General features: G+C 49.0%; 15 protein-coding genes. 4 read left to right on the top strand and 11 right to left on the bottom strand.

What is annotated here, in order from left to right; translation table 11 throughout:
• Positions 1-632 precede the first annotated feature (632 nt).
• From AC4MRN_RS13990 to AC4MRN_RS14040, 11 genes are all read right to left on the bottom strand, one after another.
• Positions 633-1,070, bottom strand: a complete 438-nt coding sequence (locus AC4MRN_RS13990) for a BLUF domain-containing protein (protein WP_491203603.1) — start codon at positions 1,068-1,070, stop codon at positions 633-635.
• A gap of 217 nt (positions 1,071-1,287) precedes the next feature.
• On the bottom strand, positions 1,288-1,686 hold the full coding sequence (locus AC4MRN_RS13995; RefSeq protein WP_139241611.1) for a hypothetical protein: 399 nt from the start codon (positions 1,684-1,686) through the stop codon (positions 1,288-1,290).
• Positions 1,687-1,770: 84 nt separating this feature from the next.
• Positions 1,771-1,971: a hypothetical protein gene (locus tag AC4MRN_RS14000; RefSeq protein ID WP_370242776.1), complete on the bottom strand. Its 201-nt coding sequence runs from the start codon at positions 1,969-1,971 to the stop codon at positions 1,771-1,773.
• Positions 1,972-2,031: 60 nt separating this feature from the next.
• On the bottom strand, positions 2,032-2,460 hold the full coding sequence (locus AC4MRN_RS14005) for a hypothetical protein (RefSeq protein ID WP_491203604.1): 429 nt from the start codon (positions 2,458-2,460) through the stop codon (positions 2,032-2,034).
• A gap of 230 nt (positions 2,461-2,690) precedes the next feature.
• The gene (gene argA, locus AC4MRN_RS14010) at positions 2,691-4,001 is read right to left on the bottom strand and encodes an amino-acid N-acetyltransferase (RefSeq protein WP_073324327.1); all 1,311 of its coding nucleotides are present in this window, start codon (positions 3,999-4,001) and stop codon (positions 2,691-2,693) included.
• A 6-nt stretch (positions 4,002-4,007) separates the two neighbouring features.
• On the bottom strand, positions 4,008-5,390 hold the full coding sequence (gene argH, locus AC4MRN_RS14015; protein ID WP_491203605.1) for an argininosuccinate lyase: 1,383 nt from the start codon (positions 5,388-5,390) through the stop codon (positions 4,008-4,010).
• Positions 5,391-5,392: 2 nt separating this feature from the next.
• A complete protein-coding gene (locus AC4MRN_RS14020; RefSeq protein ID WP_073324329.1) occupies positions 5,393-6,601 on the bottom strand; it encodes an argininosuccinate synthase in 1,209 nt (402 codons plus the stop codon).
• 14 nt (positions 6,602-6,615) lie between these two features.
• Complete coding sequence (locus AC4MRN_RS14025) at positions 6,616-7,527, bottom strand: ornithine carbamoyltransferase (protein ID WP_491203606.1); 912 nt, start codon at positions 7,525-7,527, stop codon at positions 6,616-6,618.
• 1 nt (position 7,528) lies between these two features.
• On the bottom strand, positions 7,529-8,320 hold the full coding sequence (gene argB, locus AC4MRN_RS14030) for an acetylglutamate kinase (protein ID WP_073324331.1): 792 nt from the start codon (positions 8,318-8,320) through the stop codon (positions 7,529-7,531).
• Entirely contained in the window at positions 8,307-9,332 is a 1,026-nt protein-coding gene (argC, locus tag AC4MRN_RS14035) for an N-acetyl-gamma-glutamyl-phosphate reductase (RefSeq protein WP_491203607.1), read from the bottom strand. Before argC ends, argB begins: the two co-directional genes overlap by 14 nt.
• 119 nt (positions 9,333-9,451) lie before the next feature.
• Entirely contained in the window at positions 9,452-9,574 is a 123-nt protein-coding gene (locus tag AC4MRN_RS14040; RefSeq protein WP_255051098.1) for a hypothetical protein, read from the bottom strand.
• Between the two features lie 265 nt (positions 9,575-9,839).
• Between AC4MRN_RS14040 and AC4MRN_RS14045 the strand changes: the two genes are divergently transcribed.
• The 4 genes from AC4MRN_RS14045 (at position 9,840) to AC4MRN_RS14060 (ending at position 14,380) form a co-directional block, all read left to right on the top strand.
• Positions 9,840-10,256, top strand: a complete 417-nt coding sequence (locus tag AC4MRN_RS14045; protein ID WP_073324333.1) for a methylglyoxal synthase — start codon at positions 9,840-9,842, stop codon at positions 10,254-10,256.
• Positions 10,257-10,421: 165 nt separating this feature from the next.
• A complete protein-coding gene (locus tag AC4MRN_RS14050; RefSeq protein ID WP_491203608.1) occupies positions 10,422-12,071 on the top strand; it encodes a DUF1800 domain-containing protein in 1,650 nt (549 codons plus the stop codon).
• Positions 12,072-12,080: 9 nt separating this feature from the next.
• Complete coding sequence (locus AC4MRN_RS14055; protein WP_491203609.1) at positions 12,081-13,433, top strand: DUF1501 domain-containing protein; 1,353 nt, start codon at positions 12,081-12,083, stop codon at positions 13,431-13,433.
• A gap of 233 nt (positions 13,434-13,666) precedes the next feature.
• Positions 13,667-14,380 (top strand): response regulator, encoded by a 714-nt coding sequence (locus tag AC4MRN_RS14060; RefSeq protein ID WP_073324453.1) that lies wholly within the window; start codon positions 13,667-13,669, stop codon positions 14,378-14,380.
• The last annotated feature ends 105 nt before the right edge of the window (positions 14,381-14,485 follow it).

Raw genomic sequence — 14,485 nt, forward strand, 5'->3', positions numbered from 1 at the left:
CCAGTCAAACCGCCACCCTGTTTTTTCTGGTTCCGCCAGTATCTGCGGTGATGGGCTGGTTATTTGTGAATGAAAATACACTAGAAATAAATATCGTGAGTGAGAAGAAAGCGCAAATAAACGCGCCGACGTAGGCAAACGCCCTGGTGATTGGATGAAATCCTTTGCTGGGTTGACTCATTAAAATTCCTTTTTTTAATTTCCAGTATGCGCTTTGCGCTCTCCTGGTAACGCCCGCTGAATAAGGTTGAAAAGCGTTATATTCACATAATTAAACCGCTATTTTTTGTCATTGGTAAGACTCTTGTGGGCGATTATCCCAACTACGAAAATGACAAAAATAGCCAAGCCGAAATAAATCAAAAATTCTACCACTGACCCCATAATGGCCTCCTTGTTATTGGCTAACCATCGCGACGTCCAGGGTTCGCTCTCCGTAGCAGTCACGCATGGTGTGTTCACTTCCAAACGAATTGCAGACAAGCATGAATAAACATAGCATGATTTTTAGTCCAATGGATATGTGCGACGAATTTCACTCAAAGGTGTGGCATTTACTGAAAACTGATACGTCTTGTGTTAAATCGCATAACGGGTTTGCAGACGGCACGCTTCGCCTATTTGTTCACCAATTAGTGAATTGGTTGAGAAAGACCCTTGAAAATAAGAAACACCCCTTTTAGTTGATCGTCAGCGGGACACTTTGCTTTTGCAAATCTATCGAGCACAACGAAACAGTCAGAGTTTTCTGCATTGATATCAATATTAACCATAGACCAATTACCAAACTCGTAATCACATAAGACCTTTTCTGAAAGGATCCTTATGTTGCTGTGTCTCGTGTCATTTTTTACCCGTGATATAAGTTTTTCTATGTTGTTCGATGGGCCTTCTAACACTTGAAAAAAATAATCGGGAAGTACCAGTAGTACGCCTTTTATTCCGCTTTGGTCATTGTTTTTGCGGGCCGTTTCTAGGATCGATTGCACGTCGGTGTCATCCACGTCACTTTTACGCTCACTGACATAAATAAGTTGAGTTAGTTGGTCTTCACTGTGTGTTGATGCCATGAGTTCTATTAGGCCCAAACTAAAATGACTTAAGTATAGTATCCCATGCACCATTGCGCACAAAAAATAAACAGTTCCTGAAGGGGAGTGCGCCAAGCATCTTTTATCTCATGTGTGTTTTACTTTTTGCGGTTCATAGTGCTGGAATTCATACGTCTTTATTGGATGGCGAAAATGGTGAAGTCGCTGCGCATATTTTTCTCTATTGAACGCCTTGCTAGGTGCGAGGCAATTCATAACTTTCCAGTAAACTATACGCAGTGTTTTGGTGCTCTTTGTTTAGAATACTGTTTTCCGACAATGAGCTTACAAGGTAAAACTCTTTCTCATTTCTTATGCTGCCACGGTTAGAAATTTTTAAAAACTCCTTAAACGCTTTATGTTGCAGTGAGAAAAGAGAAGGTAAGCCTGCTTCTAACATTTTGCTGTTTAAGCGCTCTTGTTCTGACTTTGACATATATGAACAAATTTCCAATGCGTCGTTGGCTGCCATACGCACTGAAGTTAATGAGCCTTTCATTAGATTTATGTTGGAATACACATCCTTACTGTCTGTATTTTCAGATTGAAAAACCAGCCCAACAAATTCGCAAAGGATTTCCTTTTCTGTCTTCAAAATGCACCTGGTAATAAGCTAACGGTTAAAAACAGCCCGCCTACGGGTGAAGGTGTTTTTAGTTATATGCGACATTCTTGATGATTAGCACTTACCAACTCCAAAATAGGTTTTGTCGGACCTGGTAAAAGCTTCTTCAATATCTCTTTGAGCAAAACCTAGGCTATAGAGTTGTTGCTTAATATCAGACTCAGAGTTCGGACCTAAAGAGTGAACGCTATCGCCATCATTTAATAGTGAGTAATGAGCAAAATATCCCTCATTTTCCTTTGATACTTTTATCACACCGACTCCCTCCAAGCACATAATGTCCCAGCCCGCTTTGGCGGGCACCATAATTTGTTGTTATGTGGCACGTTTAAAATAACCTACACAGTAATACAAACTGACTAAAAACAAACTAAGAACATAACCAAAAGCTACCCTTGGATAAAGATTGGCCTGTACGCAATGTACTTGCTGGCGTGGGTTTACTAGTTGAGCGCAGTCGATATTTGAGAAAATTGAATAAGCTAAAAATAGACATGAAGCGAGTAAGGAAAAAACACAAAAGACTATGATTAACCAACGAATTTGACTAGCAAACCAATAGAATGCAAAAGCGACAGTAACTACCGGAACAGTGTCTGCTAATGCGACTTTAGGATATTCATAAAAAGATATGCAACCGATGACAAAGAGCATTCCTGCAAACCCAATCCATGTACCCAGAAATTCAAAGTTTCTGTCGCCGTGAGAATTTTTGAGCTTGAGACTTACCTTATATCTCTGCATGTTCCTTTGCCACATAACAACTGAATAAACACCTACATGGTGTATTTGTGATGTTGAATTTTCAGGCTATCTCAATGTTTCCTTCTTGGAAAGGCACTTATGTGAGGTGAGAATTGGGTTGTGGTGCATCACGTCATTGTATAGCGATGTGTTTTAGGTGATTACACATGACATGCCAGGATGTTCTTTGTTGGAAAGTGTCGGGCAGGGGGTTAGGCTGCCCGAAGAATTTACAGCTCCAGCGTGAATACTTTTGAGTTACGCTGGAAGTTATACAGCTCTTTTTTCGATGCAGGCAGGGCATCTACGGTAGCGGGCTTGAATCCGTGATCCAGGAACCAGTGTGCGGTTACTGTTGTTAATACAAACAAGCGGTGAATACCGGCGGCAATGGCTCTTTCCCGCACTTCTGCCAGAATACGTTCTCCGCGGTTTTTACCGCGATACTCTGAGTGCGTAGCAACACATGCCAGCTCGGCCGAACCGTCTTCTGGGTACAAGTACAACGCTGCACAGGCGATGATCATGCCGTCGCGAACAATTACAATGAACTGGTGAATTTCGTTTTCCAGGCGCTCCCGGGAACGTTTAACCAGCACACCGCTTTCTTCCAATGGCTTGATGAGATTGAGAATGCCGCCTACGTCGTCAATGGTGGCTTCGCGGATCTGCTCGTAATGGTTTTCCATTACCAGTGAGCCTGCACCATCGCGGGTGAACAGTTCCTGCAACAGGGCGCCGTCGGTTTCGTAGCTTACACAGTGAGCACGGGGTGTGCCGGCTTTTACACTGGTTACCAGGGCACGAATCACCGTGTCTTCGGTCATGATTTCCTGATCTTTGTGTAACTGCTCTAGCTGCGTGCGCTCGATAGTGCGGACCAATTTACCGTCTTTGCGGAAAATACCTGAGTAGTTGGAAAATACAATCAGCTTGTCAGCTTTCAGTGCAATGGCTGCCTGAGTGGCTACATCTTCGTGAGACAGGTTAAACACCTCACCGGTCGATGAATAGCCCATGGGCGACAGCAGTACAATTGAGCCATCATTCAGGTGGTCGTTAATACCGGTGGTATCAATACGGCGTACAACGCCGGTATTTTCAAAGTCGATACCGTCCAGCACGCCCATCGGTTTGGCGACCACCAGGTTACCCGTACACACGCGAATTTGCGCACCGTGCATAGGAGAGTTTGGTAGCCCCATGGTGAGCAGCGCTTCTACATGACAGCGCACCGAGCCGGCGGCGTCTTTCACGCATTCCAGGGTTTGCTTGTCGGTAATGCGCACGCCGTGGCTGAAGCGCCCTTCAATTTGACGCAGCGCTACGCGCTGATCGATTTGCGGGCGAGCACCATGTACCAGCACCAGGCGAACGCCCAGGCTGTTAAGCAGGGCGATATCCTGAATGATGTTGGCAAAGTTGTCGTCTTCGATCGCCTCTCCGCCAAACATAATGACAAAGGTTTTACCCCGGTGTGCATTAATGTAAGGCGCAGAGCTGCGAAACAGGCCAATACTTTCGTGATGCGATAGCACCATGTGTTGTTATCCCAACTTATCCAGATTTTCTAATTCCTGGTACAGTGCTTTGGTCACTGTTTCGGCACTGGTGCCGCCCAGGATGTTGCGTTTGTCTACACCGAATTCCAACTGCAGAACCGGGTACACATCATCGGTAATGTCAGCACACACAGATTGCAGTTGTGCTAACGACAGTTCTTCAATGGCGGCATTGTTTTCAATGGCCAGTAATACAATCTGTCCGGAAATATCGTGCGCGGTTCTGAACGGAATGCCTTTGCCTACCAGATAGTCAGCAAGCTCAGTGGCGTTTGAGTAGCCCTGAGCGGCTGCCACGCGGCAACGTTCTTCGTTCAGTGCCAGTGTGTCCAGTACTTCGCTGGCGATACACAGGCAGCAATGCCATTGGTTAACCGCGTCGAATGCGCCTTCTTTGTCTTCCTGCATGTCTTTGTTATACGCCAACGGCAAGCCTTTCATGGTGACTAACAAAGCCTGCAAGTGACCAAATACACGGCCACATTTACCACGCAGTAACTCCAGCGCATCCGGGTTTTTCTTCTGCGGCATCAGAGATGAGCCTGACGTCACGCTGTCGCCCAACTGCAGGAAGCCAGCTTCGCCGGAGTTGTAGAAGATCAAATCCTCTGCCAGACGAGACAGGTGCATCATGCTGGTGCTGGCAGTAAACAGCAGCTCCAGTACGAAGTCGCGGTCAGAAACGGCATCCAGGCTGTTCAGGCATGGGCCGGTAAAGCCCAGCTGGCTGGCGATTTCATGACGGTCTACCGGGTAGGTAGTGCCGGCCAGTGCGCCTGAGCCCAGTGGACACTGGTTCATGCGCGCGTGTAAATCTTCAAGACGACTTAAGTCGCGTTTGAACATTTCCACATAGGCTAAACACCAGTGCGGGAAGCGAATAGGCTGCGCACGCTGCAGGTGGGTATAGCCAGGAATAATGGCCTGCTGGTGGCGGCTCGCGGTATTTAGCAAGCTGCGAATAACCCCAAGCACGTCGGTTTTCAGCGATTCAATGTGGGTGCGGCACCACAAACGGAAATCGGTCGCAACCTGATCATTACGGCTGCGGCCGGTGTGCAGCTTACGCCCCACATCGCCCAGCTTTTCAATCAATGCGGCTTCGACAAAGCTGTGAATGTCTTCTTCGCCACTGGCACCAAAGTCAATCTCACCCGCTTCCGCCTGGGCTTTCAGTTCGCTGAGTGCAGATTCTAACTGCTGCTGTTCTTCTGCGGTTAGTACACCGGCTTTTGCCAGTGCACGAGACCACACGATCGAGCCTTCCATATCCTGCGCGGCCATGGCCTGGTCGAAGGGTAAGGAATCATTGACCTGACGGAACATATTACTACTGCCGGCAGCGAACCGGCCTCCCCACAATGCCATGCTTACTCTCCCTGCTTTTTCAGTGCCGCGATACGGCTTGATAAGCTAAACAGACGGATAAAGCCTTCTGCGTGTTTCTGGTCGTAAACGTCGTCTGCACCGAAGGTTGCGAAGTCTTCAGAGTACAAGCTATTAGGCGACTGACGTTGTGTCACGGTCGCCTGACCTTTGTAGAGTTTCACTACGATTTCGCCGGTAACGTATTTAGCAAACGAGGCAGCACCTGCAATAAGGGCATCGCTCAGCGGGGTGAACCAACGGCCGTCGTACATAACGTGTGAGAATTCAAGGGCAAGCTGTTCACGGTGCTTCAGAGACGCTTTGTCCAGTACCATGGTTTCCAGAGCTTTGTACGCTTTAAGCAGTACGGTGCCTCCTGGCGTTTCATAACAGCCACGCGACTTCATGCCAACCAGACGGTTTTCAACGATGTCGATACGACCAACACCGTGGGCAGCAGCCAGTTTGTTCAGTTCAACCAAACCTTCGTATGGAGACACTTCTTTACCGTTTACGTGCGTCAGTGCACCTTCGAAGAATTTAAGGTTTACACGCTCTGCCTGGTCAGGGGCTTCTTCCGGATCAACGGTCATGGTCCAGACTTGTTTGCTAGGCTCGCACCAAGGATCTTCCAGTTCCCCACCTTCGTGTGAAATGTGCCATGCGTTTGCATCACGGCTGTAGATCTTGGTGGCAGATGCCGTGGTTTTGATATTGCGCTCTGCCAGGTAAGCCAGCAGGTCTTCACGCGATACCATGTCCCACTCACGCCATGGCGCAATAACCGCCAGATCTGGTGCCAGTGCGTTAAATGCTCCTTCAAAACGAACCTGGTCGTTACCTTTACCGGTACAACCGTGGCATAGCGCGTCAGCACCTACTTTACGGGCAATTTCAACCTGCGCTTTGGCAATTACCGGGCGTGCCATAGACGTACCTAACAGGTATTCGCCTTCGTAAACGGCACCGGTAGTGATGGTTGGGAAGATATATTCTTTAACGAATTCTTCTTTCAGATCGACGATGTAGCATTCGCTTGCACCCGTCGCAATGGCTTTTTCCTTCAGGCCTTCCAGTTCTTCGTCACCCTGACCCACATCGGCCGCAAACGCGACAACTTCGCAGTCATAGTTTTCTTTTAACCATGGAATGATCGCTGAGGTATCTAAACCGCCTGAGTAGGCGAGCACAACTTTGTTTACTTTGCGCATAATGGGTGTCCTGATTAGGCTCCTAACAAATGGGTTAAAATAGCATTTTGGCCGTGCATCCGGTTTTCTGCCTGTTGCATTAGCAGCGACGCGTCGCTATCCATCAGGCTTCCGGTAATTTCCAGGTCGCGGTGAGCCGGCTGGCAGTGCAATACGTGTGTTGCACCTGTCAGCTCCATCAGTGCCTCGTTAACCTGATACGGCATAAACTTGTCTTTAATGGTTTCAAGTGGCGTGTCGTCGCCCATTGATAACCAGGTGTCGGTATAAATAACATTCGCGCCTTTCGCGGCAGCACCGTCATGAGACTCTGTGATTTTTACGCCAGTTTGCTCTGCAATGGCTTTGGCCTGGGCCACAATGGTAGGGTCGGCTTCGTGGCCTTCAGGCGTAACTACTACCTGATGGCATCCCAGCAATGCGCCCACAATCAACAGTGAGTGTGTGACATTGTTACCGTCGCCCACATAGGCCATGGTCAGGCCTTCGGTGCTACCGAATTTCTCGAACAGAGTAAGATAGTCAGCCAAACCCTGACAGGGGTGATACTTGTCGCACAGCGCGTTAATAACCGGCACGTTGGCGGCTTCAGAAAAAGTAACCAGTGTCTCGTGCGAGAATACTCGAGCTACAATGGCATCGGCCCAGCACGCAAGGTTAGCGGCTACGTCAACGGCATCTTCACGTCCGGCCAGCTTGTTTGACTGGCTGTCCAAATACACCATATGACCGCCCAGGCGGTTAATACCGATGTCGAAGCTTACGCGGGTACGCAGAGAAGGCTTCTCAAACAGCGCAACCACTGATTTACCTGCCAGTACGTTGGCATAGGCCGCCGGTGACTGTTTAATCTGAACAGCCAGTGCAAGAAGTTCCTGCATTTGGTCGGGTGTCCAGTTGGCAAAGGTTAATAAATCCTGCTTCATGCTACTCTCCAGAAATCTGGGCTGCCGGAATCACTCTGGTTCCGGTTTGGTTAGTTAAAATAGCGGCTAACGACTGCGACCAACTGGCAATCGTTACCGGCTTACTTAATTGAGTTGCGGCTTGCATAGCGGCTTCTACTTTTACCAGCATGCCGTCTTTAATAACGCCTTTATTTACTTCGTCTTTCAGGCGGGCTTCATCCAGGGCGTGAATTAGCACTTTATCGCCGTCAAGTACGCCTTCAACATTGCTGAGCAGCAATAGGTCACCGCCAGTTAACTCGGCGATAACGGTTGCGGCCTGATCGGCGTTTACATTCAGCAAACGGCCATCGGCATTACTGCCAATAGAACTGATTACGGGCAAACAACCGCTTGCCAGCAAGTGATCCAGCAAGGCTGAACTACCCGGAGACGGAATGCCTACCGCGCCGTATTTTTCGTTCAGTACAGTGCATTGTGTTAAGCCGCCATCGAGTAAACTAATTCCCACAGGGGTAACGCCTGCGCCAATTGCCAGGCCACACAACATTTTGTTTGCCGTGCCCGCCAATGCACCGCTAACCACAGGCATGTGCTCATCGGGCGTAACCCGTAGTCCATCAATTTTGGTACTGGTTAACTGCATGGCACCTAACAGGGTGTCCACCATTGCGCCGCCACCATGTACCAATATTACCGAGCGTGTGGCCATTAACGCTTTGATCTCAGTTAACAATTGTGCGGCTATTGCCGGATTTTCCAATAATGCGCCGCCGACTTTAATAACGACTGGCGTGTTACTCGTAGCCATGAATCAATCCCTGTGTAGCAGACAAGCCAAGCGCCAGGTTGGCACATTGCATGGCTTGAGACGCGGCGCCCTTCATAACGTTGTCGATAGCACTGGCTACTACGGCGTAACCAGATTCGGCATCAACCTTCCAATGCAGATCACAAAACGGGGTGTGTGCTACATCGTCAACTTTAGGGAAGCTTTCGCGTAATCTTACGATAGGCTGGTCAGCATACACGGACTCATACAGGCTATCCAGATCACTTTGGGTTGTGCCTGCTTTTAGCTTAACGGTGACGGTTGCCAGAATACCGCGTTTGAAATTGCCCAGGTGCGGGGTAAAGATAACCTGCGTACCCAGGTGAGCTTCAATTTCAGGGGTGTGGCGATGCCCCAGCACGCCATAGGCTTGCAGGCTGACTTCGTAAAAGCTGGTGGTAAGGCTGGCTTTTCTGCCCGCGCCACTCACGCCTGAAACGGCATTAATAATAGGGCGCATGCTGGTGTCCAGCAGGCCTGCGTTAAACAGCGGCTTTAACGCCAGCAATGATGCCGTTGGGTAGCAACCCGGCACCGCAACAATATTGGCGCTTTTCAACGCGTCAGCCTGATACTCAGCCAGACCATACACGGCTTTATCAAGGCAATCGACAGACGTGTGCGCAAAACCATAATGTTTAGCGAATACATCGGTATCTTTAAGACGGAACGCGCCCGATAAATCGAATACTTTTGCTTTCCCGGCAGACAGTGCTTCCATCCAGTCATGACTGGCTTCGTGAGGCGTAGCCAGGAAAATGCCGTCCATCGTGGCGGCTAATTCGACCAGCAGATCACTGTTTAATGGAGTAAGTACATATTGAGAAAGATGCGCAAGGTTACCATGCACTTGTGCCATGGTTTTACCCGCGTCTGCACTGTTTTCAGATACCAGTACATGCTTCAGGGTCATTTGTGGATGACCAACAATTAAATTAACTAGCTGTGCCCCGGTGTATCCGCTGGCACCAATCACTGCAATATTAAACATAATTCGTTCGTAGAGTTTTGGTAGTTACAAATAAAAAAACACTTTTTACCTTTGCGTGGGGCTTGTGAGCAGGCCGACCGATAAAGCACAAAGGTAAAAAGTGTGCTACAGCGAGTGTTCTACTGCTTCGGCGACCTGACTATACGTCGTCGCCATTCACACTGCATATTGTAGCCAGCCAGGGGAGAGCTAAACTGGGCGTTAGCAACCGGCTTGGCAAACCGGTTGATTGTCATATTCATGTCCTAATCCTGTTATGTTTTCCCGATACCCTGCACGTTAATCAGGCAAAAAGCAGGGCCGAAAACTATTACCGCTTGCCATCATACAATGTTGGAATATTTATGCAATAAAAATGTATAAATATTTACGATTGCCAGGTAAAATTCAGTTTTCCCCCTGTCTGGCGACAAACTATCCATTTTTTCAGTTTAGGGTTACCGTTTCATTACCCGCTGATAAATGGTACAAAAAGCGAATAATCATACAATAAAGAAAGGAATTGCCATGTCTAGCCGTACCATTGCGTTGGTTGCTCACGACCATAAAAAAGCCGAACTGCTCGAGTGGGTAAAACAGCACATTGACACCCTGCGCCCGTTTCGCATTGTTGCAACCGGCACAACCGGGGCCCTGATTCACGACAATACCGGCCTTGAAGTACACCGGTTTAAAAGCGGTCCGCTAGGCGGCGATCAGCAAATCGGTGCACTCATTGCCGACGGCAATCTGGATGGGTTGTTTTTCTTCTGGGACCCGTTGAACCCCGCGCCGCATGACCCGGACGTAAAAGCGCTGCTGCGCTTGTGCTCGGTTTGGAATGTGCCTGTTGCATGTTCGCCGGCTACCGCGGATTTAATCGTCACGTCACCATTGTTCAGTGACCCTTCACACCTGCGGAAAGTACCTAACTACGGCAAGTAAACAGGAGAAACGCAGTAATCTGCCAGCTAATTGCTATTATTCCGGGGGGGACGGAAGGGTGCCTGCTGTAGAATAAATATACGCATTAGTCGATGGGTATACCCGCAAAACGGTGCCGCCTGTGTCATACTGAAAATTCTTCGGTTAACACTCGGGCGGGACACTATGTTCACTCGTTTCATTTTCTGCTTTTTTTTAGTCGCTTTGCTCCCGGCATGTGGTGGCGAAGATGCTGCTACGCCAGCACCGGAACCAACACCGTCTCCCCAGCCTCAACCAACGCCTCCAGACCGGGCAATGACAGACCAAGAAGCGGTGCGTTTGCTGTTGCAGGCGTCATTTGGCCCCACCGATGGCAGTGTGGAAAACGTGGCGGAAATTGGTGCTGAAGCCTGGTTAGAAGCGCAGTTTGCTTCGCCGGTTACTGAACATCTGCCGTTGTTGAACAGTACCTTTCCCAGTGATGAAATTTACAGCCATCATTGGGTTGAGATCTGGTGGCAGCGTTCTATTTACGCGGATGACCAACTTCGACAGCGTGTGGCCTTCTCGCTGTCACAGATTTTTGTAGTGTCTACCAAAGATGCACGGTTGTTGGTTGATCCCAGAGGCGTTACGTCTTACTACGATACTTTACTCACGCATAGCTTTGGAAACTTCAGGGATTTACTCGAAGCGGTGACCTTACACCCGATGATGGGCATGTATTTGAGCATGCTCGGCAATGAAAAGCCGGATGCCGAAAGAAACATTCGCCCGGATGAGAACTTTGCACGAGAGGTTATGCAACTGTTTACTATTGGATTGGTGGAACTCAATCAGGATGGGAGTGTGGTAACCGATAGTCAGGGCAATCCAGTCGCCACCTATGATCAAGAAACAATAAAGGGCTTCGCTCATGTGTTTACTGGCTGGCATTACGCTGGCAGGGCAAGCTGGTGGGATGATAATTACGATGGACAGTCTCCCATGGAGCCCTATGAGGCTTTTCATGATCGGGGTGAAAAAATGCTGCTGAACGGCACTGTGGTGCCAGCCGGTCAAAATGCCAGAGCTGACCTTGCCATGGCACTGGATAATCTGTTCAATCATCCCAATGTCGGGCCGTTTATTGGTAAACAGCTGATTCAGCGCCTGGTTACGAGCAATCCCAGTGCCGGTTATGTGTCTCGTGTGGCTGCCGCATTTAACGACAATGGCGAGGGTGTGCGTGGTGATATGCGAGCGGTTATCGAAGCTATTTTACTGGACGACGAAGCGCGAGACATTAACTCAACCAGTACCGGCAAGCTAAGAAATCCACTGTTGCGGATTGCGCATGTTATGCGTGTGTTTCAATCCCGGGCACGCGACGGCGGTATGGGCCATGAATTTGTGGGCCTGAATATTGGTGTCGCACCGTTGGATTCACCCAGTGTATTTAACTTTTACCGCCCGGATTACAGTGCGCCGGGCGCTATTCGCGAAGCGGGACTGGTGTCACCAGAATTTCAAATTACCAACGAAATTAGTATCACCCGATACGTCAATTACATGTTCTACATGGCGTGGTTTAACAACCTGCGCGGTGACGACATTGTTGAAGATGATGCAGGGATCGTGAATTTCGACCAACTGGCAGCACTCTCTGACGACCACGACGCATTATTGGATTACCTGAACCTGATGTTGCTGGACGGGCAAATGAACGACACTATGCGCACCGTGCTGATGGACGCACTGGATTACTGGTCACAGGGCGAGGCCGACTGGGTCAAATTGGCCAATGTGGTGTATTTGATAACTATTTCACCGCAGTTTGCGGTGCAGCAATAGGAGCCAGCCATGCAACGACGTGATTTTTTAAAGCGCAGCCTGGTTGGCTTGGGTGGGGCAAGCTCTCTGTGGGCAACCACATCGCAATTTAATCTGGTAAACGCTGCGACCTCGGCGAACAGTTTTACCGACTACAAAGCACTGGTGTGCGTATTTTTGCTAGGCGGGAATGATTCTCTGAACATGCTTATTCCTACAGATCAGCGTGCCTACGACCAATACGCTGCTACCCGACAAAATCTTGCCGTCGCGCGCAATGCAGCGCTACCAATAAACGTCACCAATACGCAATACTCAAGCGTCGGGTTACATCCTTCTTTGGCTGCACTTCATACGATTTATGAACAGGGCAATATGGCGCTGGTTGCAAACGTAGGCCCTATGATTGAGCCTGCGTCTAAAGCGGATATCTTGACGGGCCGCGTCATGCTGCCGCCACAGTTGTTCTCACATTCAGACCAACAAAATCATTGGCAAACCGCTCACCCACAGCAAGCCGCATTAACTGGCTGGGCAGGTCGAATGGCTGATATGTTGTCAGACGGCACAGAACCGCTGTCGATGAACTTGTCTATGGCAGGCAATAATCTATGGCAGACCGGGAGTCAGGTATTGCCTTTTGCCTTAAGTAGTCAGGGCGCCGAAATCCTCGAGGGGATAAACCCTGATGAAGAGTGGCAGCGGCCAAATGCTGCGTTTTTAGACCGTATTCACGCCAGCACCGAAGGCATGTTTGCCTCTCAGTTTGCGGCTATGGTCGACCGCACTCGCACGACCGGTGGACTGGTGAACAGTGCGTTGGCATTGGGGCCTGAGCTATCAACCGCGTTCCCGGCTACCCGTTTTGCAGAGCAGATGCGGCTGGTGGCTAACATGATCAGTGTTCAACAGCACTTAAATCAATCCAGGCAAATATACTTTGTTGCTATGGGGGGATGGGATACCCACGATAATCAGTTAGCCGATCATCCGACTTTATTGAGTGAGCTGGCTAATGGCATGGCTGCATTTTATAACGCTACGGCCGAATTGGGAGTAAGTGAGCAGGTTACCGCTTTTACGGCATCGGATTTCGGACGCACATTAACGAGTAATGGGGATGGCACCGATCACGGCTGGGGTGGTAATCATATTGTGCTGGGAGGGGCCGTGCAGGGCGCCGATATATATGGACAGCTTCCTCAAATGTCGCTCGGCAGTGACGATGACTTGGGCGATGGGCGTATCATTCCCACATTGTCGGTAGACCAATATGCGGCTACGCTGGCCCAATGGTTTGGCTTAGCCGATAACGAGCTGACTGAGATATTGCCGAACCTGAACAACTTTAATCAGCATAATCTGGGCTTTTTAGCGGAGTAACGGCCTCAGCAGGGGGGAGATATTTATTTGTCAGGTGCGATCGTTCGGTAATGTAAAAGTTGCGTAAATCACGGGTATTCGTTTTGCTTGTGTAATAAGCAATCAGTAATCTTGCGGTCAGAATTGTCTTCCACATTAATGGAAAAATTATGACCACCATGAAAGCCCGTGCTATATCTACCGTTAATGTAATTAATCACGTATGGCAAAAAAAGGAAATCGACGTGAGTAATATGAGCAAGCCGTCGTTTACGGCTTATCAGTCTATTTTGTTGATTGATGACGACGATGAGCTGAGTGACATGCTGAAAAGCTACCTGGAAACCATGGGCTATGAGGTAACCCTGGCGCCTGACGGCGAGGCGGGCTTAAAGCTGGCCACCGGAATCGGGAATTTCGACCTGATCCTGTTAGACGTGATGATGCCGAAAATGGATGGTTTTGACGTTCTGAAAAAACTGCGCCAGACACATTTAACACCAGTACTAATGTTAACCGCCAAAGGTGACGACTACGACCGCATTCTGGGCCTTGAACTGGGCGCCGATGACTACCTGCCAAAACCCTTTAATCACCGTGAGTTGGTGGCGCGTATTAAAGCTATCTTCCGCCGCCTGGACCTCGGTTCTCAGGTAAAGCAACAACAGGACTTGGTAATCAATGGCATTGAGTTGAGTGTCAGTAAACAGGAAGCATCAGTGAAAGGCGTACCGTTAACGTTGACCGGCACAGAGTTCTCTATCCTGCGCTTGTTAATGGTGAATGCCGGCGAACTGGTGTCCAAAGAAGATATCAGTCAGCAGGTGCTGGGCCGCAAACTCATGGCATTCGACAGAAGCATAGATATGCATGTGAGTAACTTACGCAAGAAAATATCAGCCTGTTGCAATGATGAAAAAATCAAAACCATACGTGGCTCTGGCTACTTATTGCGGCAGCAATCATGAAATTTTTAGCGTTTATTAATCCTACGCGGCGCCTCGTTGGGCGCCTTTTTCTTTGGTTCTGGGTAACGCTGGTATTAACAGCTGTCACGTCGGCCTGGTTGGCCA

This window comes from Marisediminitalea sp. (genome assembly GCF_984433645.1).